The sequence below is a fragment of the Paraburkholderia sp. WC7.3g genome, assembly GCF_050436345.1.
GTDB classification, from domain to species: Bacteria; Pseudomonadota; Gammaproteobacteria; order Burkholderiales; family Burkholderiaceae; genus Paraburkholderia; species Paraburkholderia podalyriae.
On record NZ_JBNDMA010000002.1, the window covers coordinates 3,801,325 to 3,822,711 of the forward strand.

Genomic DNA, 21,387 nt, shown 5'->3' on the forward strand with positions numbered 1-21,387 from the left:
GCAGAGGTTTTGCCTGTCAGCCGCGTGGCCCCTTCACCAAACCCACACCCACTATCGAACCTGAATGAAACTCGACCTGAAGATTCTCGATCAACGCATGCGCGAACAGCTTCCCGCCTACGCGACGACCGGTAGCGCCGGCCTCGATCTGCGCGCCTGCCTCGACGAACCGCTGACCCTGCAACCCGGCGAAACCGCGCTGGTGCCGACCGGACTCGCGATCCACGTCGGCGACCCCGGTTATGCGGCGCTGATTCTGCCGCGCTCGGGCCTTGGCCATAAGCATGGGATCGTGCTCGGCAATCTCGTCGGCCTGATCGATTCCGATTACCAGGGTCAACTGATGATTTCGACGTGGAATCGCGGCGAAACGACGTTCGTGCTGAATCCGATGGAACGCCTCGCGCAACTGGTGATCGTGCCGGTCGTGCAGGCCGCGTTCAACATCGTCGACGACTTCGAGGAAAGCCTGCGCGGCGCGGGCGGGTTTGGCAGCACCGGCAAGCATTGATGGATTGCTGCGACGCGGCGACTGGGTCTTTCCGCGCGCGGCGCCAGCATAAAACCAGAGCATGAAAAAACGGCGCGGGGTAAAACCCGCGCCGTTCTGCTTTCGGCTCAACCGGCGTAAGGCAACGCCGGCCTTACTACTCGGATCACTCGACTTCCACCGCCTCCGGATTTGGATTGCGCGGCGCCGGATGCTCGTCGAAGGTCAACTGCACCTTGTCGTCGGCATCGACGTCGACCGTCACGCGGCCGCCGTTCATCAGCTTGCCGAACAGCAACTCGTCGGCGAGCGCGCGACGGATCGTGTCCTGGATCAGGCGCTGCATTGGCCGCGCGCCCATCAACGGATCGAAACCGTGCTTCGCCAGATGCTTGCGCAGCGCGTCGGTGAACAGTGCATCGACCTTCTTCTCGTGCAGCTGATCTTCCAGCTGCATCAGGAACTTGTCGACCACGCGCATGATGATTTCCTCATCGAGCGAACGGAAGCTAATCGTCGCGTCCAGACGGTTGCGGAACTCCGGCGTGAACATGCGCTTGATGTCGACCATCTCGTCGCCCGCCTCGCGGCGGTTCGTGAAGCCGATCACCGACTTGCCCATCGCCTCGGCGCCCGCGTTCGTCGTCATGATGATGATGACGTTGCGGAAGTCCGCCTTGCGACCGTTGTTGTCCGTCAGCGTGCCGTGGTCCATCACCTGCAGCAGCACGTTGAAGATGTCCGGATGCGCCTTTTCGATTTCGTCGAGCAGCAGCACGCAGTGCGGCTTCTTCGTGATCGCCTCGGTCAGCAGGCCGCCCTGATCGAAACCGACGTAGCCCGGCGGCGCGCCGATCAGCCGGCTCACCGCGTGACGCTCCATGTACTCCGACATGTCGAAGCGGATCAGCTCGATGCCGAGCGTGAACGCGAGTTGCTTGGCGACCTCGGTCTTGCCGACGCCGGTCGGACCCGAGAACAGGAATGCGCCGATCGGCTTGTCGAGCTTGCCGAGGCCCGCGCGCGCCATCTTGATCGCGGCCGACAGCGCGTCGATAGCCGGATCTTGACCGAACACGACGCTTTTCAGATCGCGGTCGAGCGTCTGCAACTTGCTGCGATCGTCCTGCGACACGCTTTGCGCCGGCACGCGCGCGATCTTGGAGATGATTTCCTCGATCTCGTTCTTGCCGATCGTCTTCTTCTGCTTCGACTTCGGCAAAATGCGCTGCGCCGCGCCCGCTTCGTCGATCACGTCGATCGCCTTGTCCGGCAAGTGACGATCGGTGATGAAGCGCGCCGACAGCTCAGCCGCCGCCGACAGCGCACCCGATGAATACTTGACGCCGTGGTGCTCTTCGAAGCGCGACTTCAGCCCGCGCAGGATCGCGACCGTCTGCTCGACGGTCGGCTCGGTCACGTCGATCTTCTGGAAACGACGCGACAGCGCCGCGTCCTTTTCGAAGATGCCGCGATATTCGGTGAAGGTGGTCGCGCCGATGCACTTCAGCGTGCCCGACGAAAGCGCCGGCTTCAGCAGGTTCGACGCATCCAGCGTGCCGCCCGACGCGGCGCCCGCGCCGATCAGCGTATGGATTTCGTCGATGAAGAGAATGGCGTGCGGACGCTCCTTCAGTTCCTTCAGCACCGTCTTCAGACGCTGCTCGAAGTCGCCGCGATACTTGGTGCCCGCGAGCAGCGCGCCCATGTCGAGCGAATACACCTGGGCATCCGCGAGGATGTCCGGCACCTCGCCGCGCGTGATGCGCCATGCGAGCCCTTCGGCGATCGCGGTCTTGCCGACACCCGCCTCGCCGACCAGCAGCGGATTATTCTTGCGCCGGCGGCACAGCACCTGCACCACGCGCTCGACTTCCGACTCGCGTCCGATCAGCGGATCGATGCGGCCATCCTTCGCCATCTGGTTCAGGTTCTGCGTGAACTGGGCGAGCGGCGTTTCCTTCTGCGCGGCGGCTTCGTCAGACTCGGCATTCGCGTCGCTCGCTTTCGCGGCGTCCGAACTGCTCGTCTTGGCGATGCCGTGCGAGATGAAATTGACCACGTCCAGACGCGTGACGCCCTGCTGCTGCAGGTAGTACACCGCATGCGAGTCCTTCTCACCGAAGATCGCGACCAGCACGTTCGCGCCGGTCACTTCCTTCTTGCCGTTCGAGGTGGACTGCACATGCATGATCGCGCGCTGGATCACACGCTGGAAACCGAGCGTGGGCTGCGTGTCGACGTCGTCCGTGCCCGGCACGGTCGGCGTGTTGTCATGAATGAAGTTGCGCAGGTTCTGACGCAGATCCTCGATATTGGCCGCGCATGCGCGCAGTACCTCTGCCGCCGTCGGGTTATCCAACAGCGCGAGCAAAAGATGTTCGACCGTTATGAACTCGTGCCTTGCCTGGCGCGCTTCCATGAACGCCATATGCAGGCTGACTTCCAGTTCCTGGGCAATCATGCTTCCTCCATCACACACTGCAGCGGATGCCCGGCCTGCCGTGCGTGGGTAACGACTTGCTCGACTTTGGTCGACGCGATGTCCCGCGTATAGACCCCACAAACTCCCCTGCCCTCGCGATGCACCTTCAACATGACCTGCGTTGCGGTTTCACGATCTTTATTGAAATATTCCTGCACGATCATCACGACAAATTCCATCGGCGTGAAGTCGTCATTCAGCAGCACCACCTTGTACATGGACGGCGGCTTGAGTTTCTGCTCCTGCCGCTCCAGTACGGTGCCGTCCTGCTTGTCCGGGATAATCGCCATACACCCATTCTAAACAACTAGGACAGGCCCGCAATCCTGTCAAAACACGGCCGCTCGGCCGATGAGCCCGTTCGCTACTGCCGGGCAGGTCACGACACGGTCATGATCGGCCTTGCATGCGCGTTTTCGACGGGCCGATTGCGGTGCCGGCCCCCAATCCTGTCGTGCGCAGCACGTGCTGCACTGCGGTCGGATCGAGTATCGCACAACCTGCCGGTACTGGCTGGGAGCGCTCGCCGCGCTGGGCGTCGACGCCGCGGGCACAGCCAACATGTGAGTCGATTATGCGACTTTTCAAGCCACGCCGCTTGCGCCACCGCACATACGGAAGCGGTAAAAACCCTGGAAAGCGGCCTGTTTGTAACTCGACAACGACGTCTCAAAATTTTCTTGACACTCGAATAAAGAGCCCCAACAATCAAGCTGGCACTTTTTTCACTAAGCCATAATTCGAAAAAATGCCGATGGTGAGCTTGTGAGGAGGGAGCGGTTGCTTCGTGCGGCCGTGGCTTTTTCGAGGGCTCGTGGTAGTGACATGAGTTACAGGGGAAGTTGGAATGGCAACTGGTACGGTCAAATGGTTTAACGACGCAAAGGGTTTCGGATTCATCACGCCTGACGAGGGTGGTGAGGATTTGTTTGCACACTTCTCGGCCATCCAGATGAATGGGTTCAAGACCCTCAAGGAAGGCCAGAAGGTCACCTTTGAGGTCGTGCAAGGCCCGAAAGGCAAACAGGCATCGAATATTCAGGCGCCAGCCTGAGACGGTTCGATACCCGTCCTTTTTAAAGCCCGGCTCCCGCCGGGTTTCTTTTTTGCGGCTGCTTTCCGTTGCAGCGGATTTTCGGCCCAAGAACCGCGCGAATATTCAGGGTAAAAAATACCCGGGCCGCTTGCTGGCGCCCGGGGTTTTTATGCACATTTTTTTTTTTTTTTTTTTTTTTTTTTTTTTTTTTTTTTATTTTTTTTTTTTTTTATTTTTTGTTTTTTTTTTTTTTTTTTTTTTTTTTTTTTTTTTTTTTTTTATTTTTTATTTTTATTTATTTTTTTTTATTTTTATTTTTTTTTTTTTTTTTTTTTTTTATTTTTTTTTATTTTTTTTTATGATTTTTTTTTTTTTTTTTGTTTTATTTTTTTTTTTTATTTTTTTTTTTTTTTTTTTTTTTTTTTTTTTTTTTTTTTGTTTTTTTTTTTTTTTTTTTTTTTTTTTTTTTTTTTTTTTTTTTTTTATTTTTTTTTTTTTTTTTTTTTTTTTTTTTTTTTTTATTTTTTCTTTTCTTTTTTTTGTTTTTTTTTTTTTTTTTTTTTTCTTTTTTTTTTTTTTTTTTTTTTTTTTTTTTTTATATATTTTTTTTTTTTTATTTTTTTTTATTTTTTTTTGTTTTTTTATTTTTTTTTTGTTTTTTTTTTTTTTTTTTTTTTTCTTTTGTTTTTTATGCACATTGAATATTTTTTTTCTTTTTTTTTTTTTTTTTTTATGCACATTGAATAATCCCGACGCATCAGTTACATATTTTCGATCATCACTTGCCCGAATGCCGAGCACGACACCTGGGTCGCGCCTTCCATCAGCCGGGCAAAATCGTAAGTAACGCGCTTTTGCAGGATCGATTTTTCCATCGAGCTGATTATCAGATCCGCCGCCTCGAACCAGCCCAGGTGACGCAGCATCATTTCCGCTGACAGGATTTCCGAGCCCGGATTCACGTAGTCCTTGCCCGCGTATTTCGGCGCCGTGCCGTGCGTCGCTTCGAACATCGCAACCGAATCCGACAGGTTCGCGCCCGGCGCGATGCCGATGCCGCCGACCTGCGCGGCGAGCGCGTCCGAGATGTAGTCGCCGTTCAGGTTCAGCGTGGCGATCACATCGTATTCGGCCGGACGCAGCAGGATCTGCTGCAGGAACGCGTCGGCGATCACGTCCTTCACGACAACGTCGCCGCCCGTCTTCGGATTCCTGACTTTCATCCACGGACCGCCGTCGATCAATTCCGCGTTGAACTCCTTCTGCGCGAGCGCGTAGCCGTAGTCGCGGAACGCGCCTTCGGTGTACTTCATGATGTTGCCCTTATGCACCAGCGTAACCGAGCGGCGTTCGTTATCGATCGCGTACTGGATCGCCTTACGCAGCAGACGCTCGGTACCTTCGCGCGACACCGGCTTGATGCCGATGCCCGACGAATCCGGAAAGCGGATCTTCTTGACGCCCATTTCTTCGCGCAGGAACTTGATGACCTTCTTCGCCTGCTCGGATTCGGCGGGCCATTCGATACCCGCGTAGATGTCTTCCGAGTTCTCGCGGAAGATCACCATGTCGGTTTTTTCGGGCTCGCGCACCGGCGAGGGCACGCCCTTGAAATACTGCACCGGGCGCAGGCACACGTAGAGGTCCAGTTCCTGACGCAACGCGACGTTCAGCGAGCGGATACCGCCGCCGACCGGCGTGGTGAGCGGCCCCTTGATCGATACGACGTATTCCTTGACCGCCTGCAGCGTTTCGTCCGGCAGCCATACGTCCGGGCCGTACACCCTGGTCGCCTTCTCGCCTGCGAAAATTTCCATCCAGTGAATTTTCTTCTTGCCGCCATACGCCTTTTCGACCGCCGCATCCACGACCTTGATCATGACCGGCGTGATGTCCAGGCCGGTGCCGTCGCCTTCGATATACGGGATGATCGGTTCATCGGAAACGTTGAGCGTGAAGTCGGCGTTGACGGTGATCTTGTCGCCACCGGTCGGAACCTTGATGTGCTGATACGGCATGATCGGACTCCAGTGAAAGCTGTGCAAAAGCTGATGGGAGACTGCGAAAAAGATGCCCTCGCCGCGCGATGCCGAACGTCCGCGAGCGGCCTGGCCGCTATTCTAGCCCACGCCTCGCGCGCCACGCGGCCACCCCGGACTCCGGGTTTTCCAACATGGACGGACCCTCAACCGCGCTACGCTCCTCTATAAGATACGAGAATCTGCTTCCGATTTATGCATTATCATCGCGCCATTCATCATCGGCGAAGCGCGCGCTGGAGGCTGCTCGCCGCGCTGCCGTTTCGCCTTTCTATGCGCCTTCTCGCCCTCAACAAGCCGTTCGGCACCATCTGTCAATTTTCGTCACACGAAACGCGCCCGTCACTTGCCGACTGGGTCAAGGTGCCGGGCGTCTATCCGGCCGGCCGGCTCGACTCCGATAGCGAAGGCCTGTTGCTGCTCACCGACGACGGCGCGCTGCAGGCGCGCATCGCCGAGCCCCGCCACAAGCTCGTTAAACGCTATTGGGCGCAGGTCGAAGGCGCGATCGACATCGCCGCGTTGAAAAAGCTGGCGCGCGGCGTCGATCTCGGCGACTACGTGACACGCCCATGTCAGGCGACCTATGTCGACCCGGACAACTCGCTGTGGACGCGCACGCCGCCGATCCGCTATCGCGCCGCGATACCAACCGCGTGGATCGAGCTATCGATCACCGAAGGCAAGAATCGTCAGGTGCGTCGGATGACCGCCGCGGTCGGTTTTCCGACGCTGCGTCTGGTACGCGTCGGCATCGGTGCGCTTGACATTTTTTCACTCGGACTGCAACCCGGAGAGAGCATCGAGTTGCGAGCCAACGCGCCATGGGATGGCGTCGCCTGAACATTGTTTGACGATTGTTTGTTCATCGCCACAGCACCGCGTGCCGAATTCACGCACGCGCGAATCCGCCTTCGCATGACCACTCAGAAACCGTTTCACGGTTGTGACAATCGACGCTAACTCGTTGTAGCAGCACGCAAAGTAATGCGTGAAACGCCAGCCCGAAATGCGTGAAACAACTGGGCTCGCGCAAGCGTCTGCGATGCAGTTTCATCTCGCGTCCTGGCGTTGAAAATTTCCGCGCAAGTCGCGTCAACCGCAGTACAACCCCACGCGTTATTCGACGCAGATGCCGCCGAAGCTGTCCGGCATTCAGCCTTAAAGACCTTTGCATAAGCCGCTTTTGCGGCGAGTACGAAAGTCGGAGCGCTAGCAGACGCGTCGAAATTTTGTTCGATGCGGCTGTCAACCGAAAGGTGGATGGCACGTTTACCGACATGACTCTACATAAGCCGGGTCATTTGGTTAATTAACTCAAGCTGAGGATTCACAAAATGAACAAACTGATCGCCGCTCTGGTCGCTGGCCTCTTCGCAACGGCAGCATTCGCACAAGCATCGGCACCGGAAGCAGCTTCGGCAGCTCCGGCAGCAGCAGCTTCGTCGGCAAAGAAGACGACCAAGCACGCTCACAAGAAGTCGCACAAGAAGGCAGCAGCTGCAGCTTCGGCAGCTTCGGAGTAAGTTGCTTGTAAAAACGCAGTCAAGAACTAGCTTCATTGCCGTTCTTACGGCGTTGTAAGGCAGATCACCGCAAGGCGATCTGCCTTTTTGTTTTTGACGCGCTCGCGTAACATGCGCGGGTCAATTTCAGCAAGGAGTCTTGCCGTGCGATTTTCCATGCGCTCGTGGATGGCGCGTTTCGCCGTTGCCGTTGCCCTGCCGCTCGCGGCCCTCTCGTTCGCCGCCACCCCCGCTTCCGCCCAGGCGCAGCAGATGCCGCCGGGCGCCAGGCAACCGGGCGAGTTTCCACGCGTCAAGTTGACCGCTGGCATGTTCGTGATCGACGCGGCCGTCGCCGCCAACGACGCGGACCGCGAGCAGGGCTTGATGTATCGCACGAATCTCGCGCCGAACGAAGGCATGCTGTTTGTGTTCAACGAGAACGCGGGCCACTGCTTCTGGATGAAGAACACGCTGATCCCGCTGTCGATCGCGTTCATGCGCGCCGACGGCACGATCACCGACATCGACGAGATGCAGGCCGAGACCACCAACAACCACTGCCCGACGCACAACGGCGTGTTCGCGCTGGAAATGCCCAAGGGCTGGTTCTCGTCGAAAGGCATCAAGCCGGGCATGCGGATCCAGGGCTTGCCGCCGGTGCCGGGTATCACGCAATAGAGTCCCGCGCCGCCGGGCTGCGCGTCTGCGCGGCCACCTGAGCGGCCCGGCCGCCCCGCGGCGCTTTCCCGCGAAAAGCCGGCGCCTCGCCCCGAGGCGCCGGCTTTTTTTCGTCCGCGCAGCCCCCGCGCGGCCAGCCTTGGCGCCGGCTGGCAGGATTCATGCAAAAGACCAATCGAAGCGCTATCCTTGTAATCTCAGTAAGCAGCACCCAGACTCCCCGGGCGGCCCACGCGGTCGCCCGGCATGCGTTTCAGGCGCGCCATTACAAGGAGATTCACGTGCCCCGCAAGACTCCCATCGAGCGCTACCGGAATATCGGCATCAGCGCCCACATCGATGCCGGCAAAACCACCACTACCGAACGGATCCTGTTCTACACCGGCGTGACCCACAAGATCGGCGAGGTTCACGACGGCGCGGCGACGATGGACTGGATGGAACAGGAGCAGGAGCGCGGCATCACGATCACGTCGGCGGCCACCACCGCGTTCTGGAAGGGCATGGCCGGCAACTATCCCGAGCATCGGATCAACATCATCGACACCCCGGGGCACGTCGACTTCACGATCGAAGTCGAGCGCTCGATGCGCGTGCTCGACGGCGCCTGCATGGTGTATGACTCGGTCGGCGGCGTGCAGCCGCAATCGGAAACCGTGTGGCGCCAGGCGAACAAGTATAAGGTGCCGCGCATCGCATTCGTCAACAAGATGGACCGCGTCGGGGCGGACTTCTTCCGCGTGCAGCGGCAGATCGGCGATCGTCTGAAGGGTGTCGCCGTGCCGATCCAGATTCCGATCGGCGCGGAAGAGCACTTCCAGGGCGTGGTCGACCTCGTCAAGATGAAGGCGATCTACTGGGACGATGACAGCCAGGGCATCAAGTTCGAGTACCGCGACATTCCGGCTGAACTCGCGGCCACCGCCAAGGAATGGCACGACAAGATGGTCGAGGCCGCGGCCGAGGCGAACGAGGAACTGCTCGAGAAATACCTCGGCGGCGAACAACTCAGCGAAGCAGAAATCAGGCACGGCATCCGCGCGCGCACGATCGCCAACGAGATCGTGCCGATGCTGTGCGGCAGCGCGTTCAAGAACAAGGGCGTGCAAGCGATGCTCGACGCGGTGATCGACTATCTGCCGTCGCCCGTCGACGTGCCTGCGATCACCGGTCACGACGAGCACGACAAGGAGATCGAGCGTCATCCCAACGACGACGATCCGTTCTCGGCGCTCGCCTTCAAGATCATGACCGACCCGTTCGTCGGCCAGCTGATCTTCTTCCGCGTGTACTCGGGCGTCGTCAATTCGGGCGACACGGTCTACAACGCGGTCAAGGAAAAAAAGGAGCGCCTCGGCCGCATCCTGCAGATGCACGCGAACGAGCGCAAGGAAATCAAGGAGGTCTACGCGGGCGACATCGCCGCGGCCGTCGGTCTGAAGGAAGCGACCACCGGCGACACGCTCTGCGATCCTAACCATGTGATCATCCTCGAAAAGATGATCTTCCCGGAGCCCGTGATCTCGCAGGCCGTCGAGCCGAAGACCAAGGCCGACCAGGAAAAGATGGGCATCGCGCTGAACCGTCTCGCGCAGGAAGATCCGTCATTCCGCGTGCAGACCGATGAGGAATCCGGACAGACGATCATCTCCGGCATGGGCGAGCTGCACCTCGAAATTCTGGTCGACCGGATGAAGCGCGAGTTCGGCGTCGAGGCGACCGTCGGCAAGCCGCAGGTCGCGTATCGCGAAACGGTGCGCAACAAGGTCGAGGACGTCGAAGGCAAGTTCGTCAAGCAGTCGGGCGGTCGCGGACAGTACGGTCACGCGGTGATCGCACTCGAGCCGAGCGCACAGGGCAAGGGCTACGAGTTCATCGACGCGATCAAGGGCGGCGTAATTCCACGCGAATTCATTCCGGCCGTCGACAAGGGCATCCAAGAAACGCTGAAGGCCGGCGTGCTGGCCGGCTATCCGGTCGTCGACGTGAAGGTCACGCTGACCTTCGGTTCGTATCACGACGTCGACTCGAACGAAAACGCGTTCCGCATGGCCGGCTCGATAGCGTTCAAGGAAGCGATGCGCAAGGCGAAGCCCGTGCTGCTCGAACCGATGATGGCCGTCGAGGTGGAAACGCCCGAGGACTTCATGGGCAACGTGATGGGCGACCTGTCGAGCCGGCGCGGCATGGTGCAGGGCATGGAAGACATCGCGGGCGGCGGCGGCAAGCTGGTGCGCGCGGAAGTGCCGCTCGCCGAGATGTTCGGCTACTCGACGTCGCTGCGCTCTGCCACCCAGGGCCGGGCGACCTACACGATGGAGTTCAAGCACTACGCCGAAACGCCGAGCAATGTCGCCGAGGCTGTGATCAACGCGAAGAAGCAATGACACTGACGCCACGGCGTTGAGCGCGACGACTCGAACCCCGCTCCCTGCGAGCGGGTTTTTTTTCGCGGCGGCCTTTGCACGGTCACGCCACGCAGCCGTTTTTTGAACGTGCCAGAATGTCGATCAGCCATGCGGCACGACCCTCAAGCGCACGACCGAAGCGAACGACTTGAACGCGGCACGCAAGCCGAGGAGGAGAGACGATGAGCCAGGATCACGAACATCCGCATTACCGGGCCGAGCACGAAACCGCCGAGGCCAGCCAGCAGATCGACTGGCGCGAGCACGGCGTGAAGGTCATCCGCGGCGATCAACTCGACACCAACACCGCGCAAACGCCGGGCATGAATCGCGCGGCCGCAATCAATGCGGCGCGCGTCGGCGCGCAGAAGATCTGGGCCGGCACGGTCACGATCCATCCGAATGCAAAGACCGGCGCGCATCATCATGGCGCACTCGAAAGCGTGATTTACGTGGTGCGCGGCCAGGCACGCATGCGCTGGGGCGAGCATCTGGAGTTCACCGCCGAGGCCGGTCCCGGCGACTTCATCTTCGTGCCGCCCTATGTGCCGCATCAGGAGATCAACGCGAGCACCGACGAGCCGCTCGAATGCGTGCTCGTGCGCAGCGACAACGAAGCGGTCGTCGTCAATCTGAACATCGACGCGGTCGAGCAGCCGGAAACGGTCTACTGGGTCGATCCGATCCACAAGCATCCAGACGATCACTAAACCGCTCGCTAACCCGCTCATACAACGGCTCATTCACCTGCTCATTCATCCGCCCGCGCCACATGACGCCTCCTGCCTCGCTGCGCCCTCGCCTCGTCACGCTCTACGCGGTGCTGATCGCCGCCAACCTCGGCGCCTGGCTGTGGGCGCTGATCGCGTTTCGTCACTACCCGCTGCTGCTCGGCACCGCGCTGCTCGCGTATGGCTTCGGCCTGCGTCATGCGGTCGACGCCGACCACATTGCGGCGATTGATGCGGTCACCCGCAAGCTGATGCAGACCGGCGAGCGACCGCTCGGCATCGGGCTCGCGTTTTCGCTCGGACATTCGACGATCGTGATCGCGGCGACGGTCGGCATCGCGTGGACCACGCATTCGCTGCTTGGGCGCTTCGAGAGCCTCAAGGAAGTCGGCGGCACGCTCGGCACGATGGTCTCGGCGACATTTCTGCTGGTGCTCGCCGCGGTCAATCTCGTGATCCTGCGCGACGTGTGGCGCCGCTACCGGCACGCGCAGCTCGGCGGCTCCGCGACCACACCGTCAGCCGATGCGCTCGCCCCAGCCGGGCTGCTGTCACGTGCATTGCGTCCACTGTTCCGGCTGGTCACGAAAAGCTGGCATATGTATCCGGTCGGCGCGCTGTTCGGCCTAGGCTTCGACACTGCGACCGAGGTCGGCCTTCTCGCGATCGCCGCGTCGCAGGCGAGCACCGGGCTGCCGCTCTGCTCGATCCTCGCGTTCCCGGCGCTCTTCACTGCCGGTATGACGCTCGTCGATTCGACCGACAACGTGCTAATGGTGCAAGCGTACGGCTGGGCGATGGACGACCCGAAGCGCAAGCTGTACTACAACGCGAGCATCACGTTCGTATCGGCGGTGGTCGCCATCGTGATCGGCGGCGTCGAGGCGTTGGGATTGTTGTCGGTCCGCTTCGGCTGGAGCGGCGGCGTGTGGGATGCGATCGTCGGCATCAACGATCATTTCGGCGCGCTCGGCTATGCGACCGTTGCGGCCTTCATGGCGTGCTGGATCGGCTCGGTGCTGTTTCATCGCTGGAGACGGCCGGATCCGGCGGCAAGATAAGTCGGCGGATATCTGTATCCCTAGCCGTGCAACAACGCTTCGGCTTGGTATCAACCACCGACTCGTTCTTGCGAATCGGTTCTTTCCACCAGAACTTCATTGACCAGTGCAAGCATTTGCACAGCCAGTCCGTGGGTCTCGAACAGGTAACGGAAGCGCAAAGTCAGAAGCGACGATACTGCGCTGCGCCATATACCGCTTCTTCCAAGGCTGGGTCGGACAGACCGAACCACTGCGGCACAAGATGGATCTGCACCATCGTCGATCGGGGGAACGGCGGCCGTCCTGCCTTGACCGTCGGATAGTGCGGTTCGATCAGCGAAGTGAGCCCGGACCAAGGCATAGCGCGACGCATCTCATCGAGAATTCCGGCTTACGCGTGTTCTCCGTTGTCAGGCCCAGATCCAGTCGTGGTTGCGTCATCATGGCTCTCCTCCACTCACTCCGTTCATCTCGGATGGCTCTCGGGAGGATCCACGTCAGCATTTTTGCAGACCTTCCCAACATTCCAAAAGCCTAATGTCGCAACAACGTCTAGCGCTCCCGGAACGCTTCACGCGCTTTGAAAATCGGCTTCAGCAGGTAGTCAAGGATGGTTTTCTCACCGGTACGGATGTCGACCGTCGCGACCATACCCGGCAGAATCGGTAGACTTTTCCCGCCAGCGTGCAACTCACTGGCGTCTGTCAGCACAAGCACACGGTAGTAGGTGGCGTCGGCCCGGCCCGCTGCGGCTTTCTGGTCATCCTTGAGGGTGTCAGGACTGATGTGCTCGACCTTGCCCGTCAGGCCACCGTAAATACCGTAGTCGTAGGCGCTGATCTTCACAGTGGCCGGTTGCCCGGGATGCAAGAATGCGACGTCCGCCGGCTTAATGCGTGCCTCGACGAGCAACTGATCCTCCAGTGGCACGATTTCCATGATGTGCTCGCCCGGCTGAATGACCCCCCCAATCGTATTGACGCGTACATTCTTCACCGTGCCATATACGGGCGCCACCACCGTCGTGCGCTGCAGGACATCCGCGCGACCCACCACGGTTTCGCTGGTTTGCGCCAGTTCCAGTTCCAGCTTCGTCAGCTCCGAGTTTGCATCTGCCTGAAACTTGTTCCGCCGCTCGACGATCTGCGAACGCAGATCGTTTGCCTGACGGCGCATGCGCAGCAGTTCGACTTCGGATAACAGCCCCTTGGCCGCCAGCGGCTCGGCCAGCCCGATTTCCTTGCCGGAGAGCGAGTAGCTCTTTTCCAGCGCAGCCACGCTGTCGTCCAGTGCTCGCCGTCGCGCGTTGTATGCGAGCGTCTCCTGCTTCACGACCGCAGGCACCGCCTTCACGTCGTCCGGAAACATCAGCGGTTGTCCGTACGCCTCTGCACGCAAACGCGCAATCGTCGCCTTCAGGCCGACCGATTTGGACCAAGCTTCGCGATAGCTTGTCTCCGCACGCGTTGGATCGATCTTTGCCAACACCTGGCCCTTCTTGACGATATCGCCTTCGCGTACATCTAGTTGCTCGAGAATCCCGCCCTCGAGACTTTGGATGACCTGCTCGCGGCTCTTTGAAATGATGGTCCCGTCGCCGTGCGTAATTTCTTCCACGCGAGCAAAGTGCGCCCAGGTCAGACCGACTGTCAGAATCGCAAGAATCACGTAAAGCACGATCATCGAGCCCGGAGTCGACTGCGTGAGCAGCGATTCCTTGATGTCGCTCATGAATGCGGCGTCGCCTGGAGCAAGCCCAGCATTGTTCGCGCCGCGTCTGAAAATATTGAAGTTCATTAAACTTGCTCCTCGTTCGGCACGACTGCATGCGTGCTATCGGCTTGCGCAGTGGCTGGTGAAACGACCTTTTTTTCCGCGACGATCCTGATACCCGTGGTGGCGGCTTTAGGCATCCCAGGCGTAGCGGCCAAGCCGGAAGCGGTTTCCACGCCCCCGGGCGGGGTGCGCTGTTGCAAGTTCGGCTGCCCTTCATCCACTGCAGCCGCCCCAGGCTTGCCCGACAGCGCGGCGAGGATCTTGTGCTTCGGACCGTCGGCCACGACTTTGCCTTCCTCGACGACGACAATCCGGTCGACCAGTGCCAACAAGGATGGCCGATGAGTTACGACAACGATCGCCTGCCCGACCGTTGCGCGCGCGAGGTGCTCAAGGAAAACCGCCTCGGTCTGGCTGTCCATCGCGCTGGTCGGCTCATCGAGCAACAGGAGCTGCGGTCGGGCAAGGAGGCTGCGAGCTAACGACACCAGTTGACGCTGGCCGCCGGAGATGCCTAGACCCCCTTCTCCGATCGGAAGGTTGATGCCCTTTGGATGGCGGCTGGCGAAGTGGTCAAGGCCGGTCAGACGCATCACGCGCATAAACTCGTCAGCGCTCGCTTCGGGTCGGCCGATCATCACGTTTTCGCGCAGGGTACCGTGAAAAAGACGCGCGTCCTGGCCCACGTAAGCCACCGCTTTGCGCCAGTCGGCCAGGTCAATCTGCTCGACGTCGAGACCGTCCGCGAACACCTGGCCGCCGACCGGTGCATAAAGACGCGCCATGACACGCAGCAGGGTCGATTTACCGCTACCAATGCGGCCCAGGATGGCGACCCGCTCACCGGCTTCGACGCTCAGATTGACGTCCTTGAGAATCGACGGATTTGGATGCATTGCCGGCGCGGGGTATGAGAAGCACACGTCCTTCAGCGTGACTTGTCCCGAGAGCGGTGGCTTGGGCAGATAGGTGCGTGACGGATCACGATCGACCGGCATCGCCATCAGGCTGTTCAACGAGTGCAGCGCAGCCTTCGCCTGTTGAAAGCGCAAGGCGAGTCCCATCACCTGGCCCAGCGGCGCAGTAATGCGACCGGCCAGCATCACGGTACCGATCAGTGCACCTTGCGTGAGTTCGCCTGCGGCAATTAAGTACACACCCAACACGACCAGCACCACCGTCTGCAATTGCTGCAACAAGGTGATGAAGCTCATTGCCTTGCTGGAAATCTGGCGCGACTTCATCGACGAGGATGCCGCCATCGCGCTGAAGGTCTCCCAACGCTTTTGCATATGACCTTCGCCACCCACCGCTTTGAGTGTTTCAAGACCTTCAATCGACTCGATCAGTACTCCCTGCTTGAGCGACGCTTCCTTGAGATTCTCTTTCATGAGTCGGGCAAGCGGCCACTGCACGAACAAACTCGCCCCGATGATCAACGGGATCATTAACAACGGTACCCAGCCGAGCGAGCCTCCGACCGCGAACACTACGCCCACGAAGACCAACACGAACGGCAGATCGGAAATCGCAGAGAGCGTCGCGGAGGTCGCGAAGTCTCGCACCGACTCGAACTCACGCAGTTGGTTGGCGAATGAACCAGCCGATGCCGGCTTGTGCTCCATCCGGATGGAGAGCGCTCGCCGAAATAGAAGCGTGCCCATGATGAGATCGGCCTTCTTGCCGGCGACGTCCAGCAAATGGCTACGGACATGACGAGAGATCGCTTCAAACAGGATCGCAATGCCAACCCCGATCGCGAGCGACCAGAGCGTGACGTAGGCTTGGTTCGGTACCACGCGGTCGTACACATTCATCGTGAAAAAGATGCTGGCGAGGCCGAGCACATTGATCAGCAATGCGCCGAGCGCGGCACTTGCGTAATAGCGCCGATAGCGCCACAGCGTACCCCGCAACCAGTGGCCCGCCGGTTCGACGCTGTCTCCTTCGTGCAACTCGACTCTGGCCGTCGGCTTGACCAGAATGGCGTAGCCCGCATAGATCTCATCCATTTCCTCTTGGGTGTATTCCACCGGCTCAGGGCCGATTTCCGGTACCACCACCTGATACAGAACGCGGTTTTTGGCTTCCCTATCCGGATTCGCCCGCCGACCCAGAAGCACGCATCCGCCCATGCGGTGATGCAGCAATATAACCGGCAGCACGTGCCCCGGCAGCAGTTGGAGGCGGCGCTCCACGAGGCCCGCCGTGAGACCAGCATTTGACAGAGCGCCGAGCGCCAGTGACGGCGAAAGCATCCCGCTCTTCGGCAGACCAGCCGTCAGCGCTTCCGCAGTCTTGCCACAACCGTAACGCTCGCAGATCCACATTACGGAACTGAGTAGACCGTCCTCGTTGGTGAGGGTCTGCGCCGCAGTCTGCACTTTGGGAAAAGCGTCTTGAGTCATGATCGGAACCGGTTAGATTGATCGTTGTGGCGCGACACCTGAACCGTGATCTCGACGTACAGAACGATGAAACAGTTCTTGTGGTCTAAGGTTCGATTCGGCTACTTCGCGTGATTGATGAGCGAAACAAAAAACGTGGCACTGGCTCCCATTGTCTGAAAATCAGTCAGTTGGCAAAATCGGACGGTCACCCCGACGTGGCAGGACCAGTACGAATTTGTACCTCGCCCCGCCTTTCGCCCGGGGCCGTTGAACGAAGCAGCGCTAAGCCAAGCACTTTCGTGAGTGGCGCGAAATTCAAGGCGAAAGCTCGCCACTGGCGTCTTTTGCACGTCGAATCGATACACGAAGACATCCTGAATATTGAAGAATCCTTGCGAAAAACCCCGGCAGCACGCCGGCCCGTGACCTAACACGAACCCAGGCGCTCGCGCTGTGCTCAATTCTCTCCGGCACCGATAGCTGGATCGGGAATTGGTTGTGGGGCGATGCGAAGCTGGACTGACTGCGCCGCCATGTTGTGCAGGAACACTGGCATTCGTTCGCACGGGGGCCAAGCGCAGGATCCGAAGCGGCTCGAGGCGTGCTACGTTCGCTGGATAAGTGACCTGTGTCCGCCGCTATAAGCAATCGTCAATTCCGGCGTACACGGGGGCGTTATGATCAGGCGGCCAGCGCTTGAGGAGCCGGTGTGCTTTCGACCACCGGGGTTCCGTCCTAGGTGGAAATGCGTTTTAGGAGCGGTGCGCCAGCCTCGACTGCTTTCGGGTACCCGGTTACGTACGTTCGGTGAGCCGGTTGAGCACGACGATCGCATCCGCGCGCCGCAGCATCCCAGGTCTCGGCGAGTGCCACCTTGACCTCGCCGTGCCGCGACTTCAGCATGACGCTGAGTACGCCGCCGATCTTCTGTAACCAGCAGTAGTGATGCCGTATCTATGTGAACACCTCGTCGAGCGCTGGCCACAATCTGAGCGCTGCATCATTCGGACATGGGAGCCAATACGCGAGCCAAGCGTTCCACTCAAAGCTGGGCGAATATGGCATGTGGTGCTCAATGAGTCGCAAGCAAAATTGCCGGGGTAGCGCTCCGACGGAGAGCTTCTTCGATAGACTGAAGAACGAAAGGGTCCATGCAATGGGCTATCAGATCCGTCAGGACACCGTAGCCGAATTCGTATAGCCGGTCAGTTGCTGCAGGAATGGATCCAAGCCTGGCAGACCAAAGATACGGCTGTGCTAGATCTGCTGCTCCATCATCGACGAATCAAGAAAGCGATCCATAACTCGATATGGACATTCGGGCGCATGAAAACCACCGGCACGACAGCGCGGTATCACATATTGATTTGCCCGTTACTCTGAATCGCTATCAACGCGGTCTGCAATATTGCGGGGGCACCATCACCTCTGTTGTTCTCGCGTTCGTGACCGGTGCCATACTGTATTCACTCGTAAAGGATGAGGTCGCCGAACGGTAAGCGGAATTCGTCCTGCATGACACGCCCCTGCACCCCAATGCCGGAGCGATCATTCATCGACAGTTTCTCGGAGAAGGGCGGCCGCATCGTCTTGCAGCGAAATGGTCGCTTCGCGCTCATGCTGGTACTCGTGGATATCACGGCTCAGAATCATATCGACGCTTTACCGCTGCATCCTGCAATGACCAAAGTGTTCGCATCGCAAGTCGGCACATGTATGCAAGAGCTAAGCTGGAATCGACTTGGCAATTTTTACGCCTATAGACCCGAAACAGTTTTCGTCGCGTTTATGCCCCGCGTCAATGAATAACGCGCCAATCGACGCAAGTCATGCAACATCTGTCTGAGCCGCCCCGGATTTGATCTCAGGGTTACCCATAAGTCGCTCGTGACTGTGCGATTGAAGGGCGATGGCTTGTAAACGGTGACGACCGACGTTACTAAGCCGAAACAAAGTAACCGGACATGAATCATGCCGCGTAGCGGACTGACGGATGTTGAAACATGGATCGGACCAGGGCTGGAATCTTCTGCAGCGAGCGCAGAACCGCTCGAACACGCTGCTTGAGATGCCCCGGACCTTTGATGGCAAGCTTGCCGATCTTGTGATGTTTGAGATAACCCCATACCAACTCGTCCGGGTTCAGATCTGGCGAGTAAGCAGGAAGGAAGAACAGACAAAGGCGCCCATCCGATTCTGCGGCAAGCTGCCGGATCGCTTTGCAACGATGTACCGGATGACCATCGGCAATCAGGAAGACAGGCGCATCAGCGGTGAGCATCAGCCGTTTGACGAAGTCGACGTACACGGGGATCTTGAAGCTGCCTTCGAAACACATGAATCGAAGTTGACCACGCGGGCTGATCGCTGAGATCAGGTTCACCTTGAAGCGCGCGCCAGTGACTTCGACTACCGGTGTTTGACCGACCGGTGCCCAGGTCGTGCCGCTGTGATAGTCCGATCGCACCGTCGATTCGTCGACGAAGAAGATCTGTGCCCCGCAGCGTTTGGCCTGCCCGACAATGGCCGGGTATTCGTTCTGCATCCATGACTCGACCAGTTCAGGGTCGCGTTGGTAAGCACGCGCAAGCGGCCGCTGGGGTGAAAGCCCGAGCTTGCGCAGCAGTCGACCGGCAGACACCTCGGAGAGCCTGACGTTGAAATGATCGCGAATCAACTCCCGCACCATGTCTCGCGTCCACAATGCAAACTCGAACTTCATCTGCATTGGGTTCTTCGTTGTGACCGTCTGATAGACGAAGCGGATAGCCTCGGACGGCAGCTTCATCGGTCGACCAGGGATTGCCTTGGCTCGTAACGCCTCGATGCCCCCTTCGCGCCAGGCCGCCAACCACTCGTAAATACGCGCTCTCGAGAATCCCAGCGTGCGGATCACGTCCTCCGGCGACTCGCCAGCTTCGACACGCTTGACCGCCCGAATGCGGATCTCTTCCAGCGTTGCATGTGAAAGCTGCCGGCCGTCGTCCTCGCGCATCTCGCCTCTCCCTAAGCCCCTTACAAGCGTTAACAAAATGAGTTCTTCAGTTTTCGCCAGCAGATGATGCAGCAGGCGATTTTCATGAAGGCTTCATGGATGAATGCAAGACGTTCGAAGCGGATGCGCAGTCGTCGAAAGTTATGGAGCCATGAAATGGTGCGCTCGACAACCCAGCGTGTTCTGCCGAGTCCGCTGCCGTGTGGCTCGCCACGTCGAGCGATTTCAGTCACGATGCCGGCTGCGTGTAGCGGACGGCGGTATTTGTCGTGATCGTAGCCCCGGTCGCCCTGAACAATGCGGGGCTTCGAAAGCGGCCGGCCGCGCTTGCCAGCAATGGGCGGGATGGCGTCAACCAGTGGGTGAAGCTGGGTAACATCGTTACGGTTGGCGCCCGTGAGGATTACCGCGAGCGGGATGCCCTGTGCTTCGGTGATGAGATGGTGCTTTGAACCTGGTCGCGCGCGGTCCGTGGGATTCGGTCCCGTTTTTGACCTGCGCCCACTGCGCGGATCGAGGAGGAATCGACGACGACACGGGACCAGTCAATCTGGTCAGCCGCGCGCAGCTTTGCGAGCAGGACTTCATGCAGTCGGTCCCAGACGCCGGCAGCCTGCCAGTCCCGCAGACGGCGCCAGCAACTCATGCCGCTGCCGCAGCCCATCTCGCGCGGCAGCAGGTCCCAGCGCAGGACCGTCTGCAGGATGAACAGAAGCCCGTGAGCAGCCCACGATCATCGAGTGGCTTGCGCCCTGGATAACGGCTTCGCCTTGGTTTGGGAGGGGGCAGCAATGGTTCGATGAGTGCCCAAAGTTCGTCGTCGAGTATGGGTTTAGCCATGTCCTTTTCGTCGTCGAAACAATGAAAAGGTTAACAGGATTCATCGAGAGTAAACAGCCCCTTTCTTTATTTTGTTAAGAGTTCTTAAAGCTTAGAGGGTGTTAGGCACTTTTTGTCGGACCTGGTATCCTGGCAGGATGAAAAAACGCAGGCCATACCCAACGGATGTGTCGGACGAGGAATGGTACTTCGCCGCTCCGTACCTGACCTTGATGAACAAGGACGCACCGCAACGCCGTTACGAACTGCGCGAGATGTTCAACGCGCTACGCTGGATCGTACGCGCGGGTGCACCATGGCGTTTGTTGCCAAATGACTTTCCGCCCTGGGAACTGGTCTACCAGCAGACGCAACGCTGGATTCAGGCCGGCTGTTTCGAGGCTATAGTCAATGACCTGCGTTCGATCATCCGGATCGCGCAGCAGCGTCGTGGCCAACCCAGCGCGGTCATTCTCGACGGACGGACGCTGCAGTCGACCTGCGAAAGTGGACCTCGCGCCGGTTACGACGGTTACAAGCGCAAACGCGGCAGCAAGGTCCACATGGCGGTTGATACTCTGGGGCAACTGCTTGCTGTGCATGTTACGCCGGCCAACGAACAGGAACGCGCGCAGGTCGGAGAACTGGCCCGTCAGGTTCAGCAGGCCACCGGCCAGACGGTCAAGGTGGCGTTCGCGGACCAGGGATATACCGGCGAAGAGCCTGCGCAGGCTGCACTCGACGAAGGAATAGAGCTTCAGGTAATCAAGCTGTCGGAGGCGAAAAAGGGCTTCGTGCTGTTGCCGCGCCGTTGGGTGGTCGAGCGCAGCTTCGGCTGGCTCAACCGCTTCCGCCGACTGGCCAGAGACTATGAGCGATTGCCTGAAACCTTGGCCGGTTTGCACTTCGTCGTATTCTCCGTGCTTATGCTTGTTCACTTTGCAGCCCTTAACAAAAGTGCCTAACACCCTCTAGGGCAATGCTGATCA

17 protein-coding genes and 3 pseudogenes are annotated in these 21,387 nt (G+C 58.9%); 10 read left to right on the top strand and 10 right to left on the bottom strand.

All coding sequences use genetic code 11. The features are described 5' to 3' along the window. The first annotated feature begins 64 nt into the window (after positions 1-64). Positions 65-511: a dUTP diphosphatase gene (gene dut, locus OKW43_RS29125; protein WP_187637189.1), complete on the top strand. Its 447-nt coding sequence runs from the start codon at positions 65-67 to the stop codon at positions 509-511. Positions 512-656: 145 nt separating this feature from the next. Here the strand turns inward: dut and clpA are convergent, their stop codons facing one another. Both clpA and clpS read right to left on the bottom strand, forming a co-directional pair. After that, positions 657-2,954 (bottom strand): ATP-dependent Clp protease ATP-binding subunit ClpA, encoded by a 2,298-nt coding sequence (clpA, locus tag OKW43_RS29130; RefSeq protein WP_090801577.1) that lies wholly within the window; start codon positions 2,952-2,954, stop codon positions 657-659. Then, a complete protein-coding gene (gene clpS / locus OKW43_RS29135) occupies positions 2,951-3,265 on the bottom strand; it encodes an ATP-dependent Clp protease adapter ClpS (RefSeq protein WP_008919570.1) in 315 nt (104 codons plus the stop codon). The genes clpA and clpS overlap by 4 nt, the downstream gene beginning before the upstream one ends. Positions 3,266-3,822: 557 nt before the next feature. Here clpS and OKW43_RS29140 point away from each other — a divergent pair. Beyond that, positions 3,823-4,029: a cold-shock protein gene (locus tag OKW43_RS29140; RefSeq protein ID WP_007180614.1), complete on the top strand. Its 207-nt coding sequence runs from the start codon at positions 3,823-3,825 to the stop codon at positions 4,027-4,029. A 318-nt stretch (positions 4,030-4,347) separates the two neighbouring features. On the opposite strand, the gene OKW43_RS29145 is transcribed toward OKW43_RS29140, so the two are convergent. Further along, positions 4,348-4,812: a hypothetical protein gene (locus OKW43_RS29145; protein WP_429451842.1), complete on the bottom strand. Its 465-nt coding sequence runs from the start codon at positions 4,810-4,812 to the stop codon at positions 4,348-4,350. Continuing rightward, positions 4,773-6,029 (bottom strand): NADP-dependent isocitrate dehydrogenase, encoded by a 1,257-nt coding sequence (gene icd, locus OKW43_RS29150; RefSeq protein WP_429451233.1) that lies wholly within the window; start codon positions 6,027-6,029, stop codon positions 4,773-4,775. The genes OKW43_RS29145 and icd overlap by 40 nt, the downstream gene beginning before the upstream one ends. Positions 6,030-6,323: 294 nt before the next feature. Here icd and OKW43_RS29155 point away from each other — a divergent pair, with 294 nt between their 5' ends. The 6 genes from OKW43_RS29155 to OKW43_RS29180 all read left to right on the top strand — a co-directional run bounded on the left by OKW43_RS29155 (position 6,324) and on the right by OKW43_RS29180 (position 12,436). Next, positions 6,324-6,893, top strand: a complete 570-nt coding sequence (locus OKW43_RS29155; RefSeq protein WP_429451235.1) for a pseudouridine synthase — start codon at positions 6,324-6,326, stop codon at positions 6,891-6,893. Between the two features lie 494 nt (positions 6,894-7,387). Further along, positions 7,388-7,576, top strand: a complete 189-nt coding sequence (locus OKW43_RS29160; protein WP_018421598.1) for a hypothetical protein — start codon at positions 7,388-7,390, stop codon at positions 7,574-7,576. A gap of 144 nt (positions 7,577-7,720) precedes the next feature. After that, positions 7,721-8,236: a DUF192 domain-containing protein gene (locus tag OKW43_RS29165; RefSeq protein WP_187637192.1), complete on the top strand. Its 516-nt coding sequence runs from the start codon at positions 7,721-7,723 to the stop codon at positions 8,234-8,236. Between the two features lie 281 nt (positions 8,237-8,517). After that, on the top strand, positions 8,518-10,623 hold the full coding sequence (gene fusA, locus OKW43_RS29170) for an elongation factor G (RefSeq protein WP_187637193.1): 2,106 nt from the start codon (positions 8,518-8,520) through the stop codon (positions 10,621-10,623). Positions 10,624-10,826: 203 nt separating this feature from the next. Then, positions 10,827-11,354: a cupin domain-containing protein gene (locus tag OKW43_RS29175; protein WP_187637194.1), complete on the top strand. Its 528-nt coding sequence runs from the start codon at positions 10,827-10,829 to the stop codon at positions 11,352-11,354. Between the two features lie 62 nt (positions 11,355-11,416). Further along, on the top strand, positions 11,417-12,436 hold the full coding sequence (locus OKW43_RS29180; protein WP_429451238.1) for a HoxN/HupN/NixA family nickel/cobalt transporter: 1,020 nt from the start codon (positions 11,417-11,419) through the stop codon (positions 12,434-12,436). 80 nt (positions 12,437-12,516) lie between these two features. Here OKW43_RS29180 and OKW43_RS29185 read toward each other — a convergent pair. The 3 genes and pseudogenes from OKW43_RS29185 to OKW43_RS29195 all read right to left on the bottom strand — a co-directional run. Further along, a pseudogene (locus tag OKW43_RS29185) lies at positions 12,517-12,859 on the bottom strand (transposase); the annotation flags it as partial. Between the two features lie 111 nt (positions 12,860-12,970). Continuing rightward, positions 12,971-14,215 carry an HlyD family type I secretion periplasmic adaptor subunit gene (locus OKW43_RS29190; protein ID WP_187637197.1) on the bottom strand — a complete coding sequence of 415 codons (1,245 nt, stop codon included), beginning with the start codon at positions 14,213-14,215 and terminating at the stop codon, positions 12,971-12,973. Then, entirely contained in the window at positions 14,215-16,602 is a 2,388-nt protein-coding gene (locus tag OKW43_RS29195; RefSeq protein WP_429451240.1) for a type I secretion system permease/ATPase, read from the bottom strand. The genes OKW43_RS29190 and OKW43_RS29195 overlap by 1 nt, the downstream gene beginning before the upstream one ends. Positions 16,603-17,596: 994 nt before the next feature. On the opposite strand from OKW43_RS29195, the pseudogene OKW43_RS29200 reads away from it, so the two are divergent. Then, positions 17,597-17,838: pseudogene (locus tag OKW43_RS29200) on the top strand (IS3 family transposase); the annotation flags it as partial. 212 nt (positions 17,839-18,050) lie between these two features. Here the strand turns inward: OKW43_RS29200 and OKW43_RS29205 are convergent. The 3 genes and pseudogenes from OKW43_RS29205 to OKW43_RS29215 form a co-directional block, all read right to left on the bottom strand. Further along, a complete protein-coding gene (locus OKW43_RS29205; protein ID WP_187637199.1) occupies positions 18,051-18,203 on the bottom strand; it encodes a hypothetical protein in 153 nt (50 codons plus the stop codon). A gap of 350 nt (positions 18,204-18,553) precedes the next feature. Next, positions 18,554-19,579, bottom strand: a complete 1,026-nt coding sequence (locus OKW43_RS29210; protein WP_429451242.1) for an IS630 family transposase — start codon at positions 19,577-19,579, stop codon at positions 18,554-18,556. A 29-nt stretch (positions 19,580-19,608) separates the two neighbouring features. Continuing rightward, positions 19,609-20,419 (bottom strand): annotated as a pseudogene (locus tag OKW43_RS29215) (IS5 family transposase). Between the two features lie 137 nt (positions 20,420-20,556). Between OKW43_RS29215 and OKW43_RS29220 the strand changes: the two are divergent. Beyond that, positions 20,557-21,363 carry an IS5 family transposase gene (locus OKW43_RS29220; RefSeq protein WP_429451244.1) on the top strand — a complete coding sequence of 269 codons (807 nt, stop codon included), beginning with the start codon at positions 20,557-20,559 and terminating at the stop codon, positions 21,361-21,363. Positions 21,364-21,387: the final 24 nt, after the last annotated feature.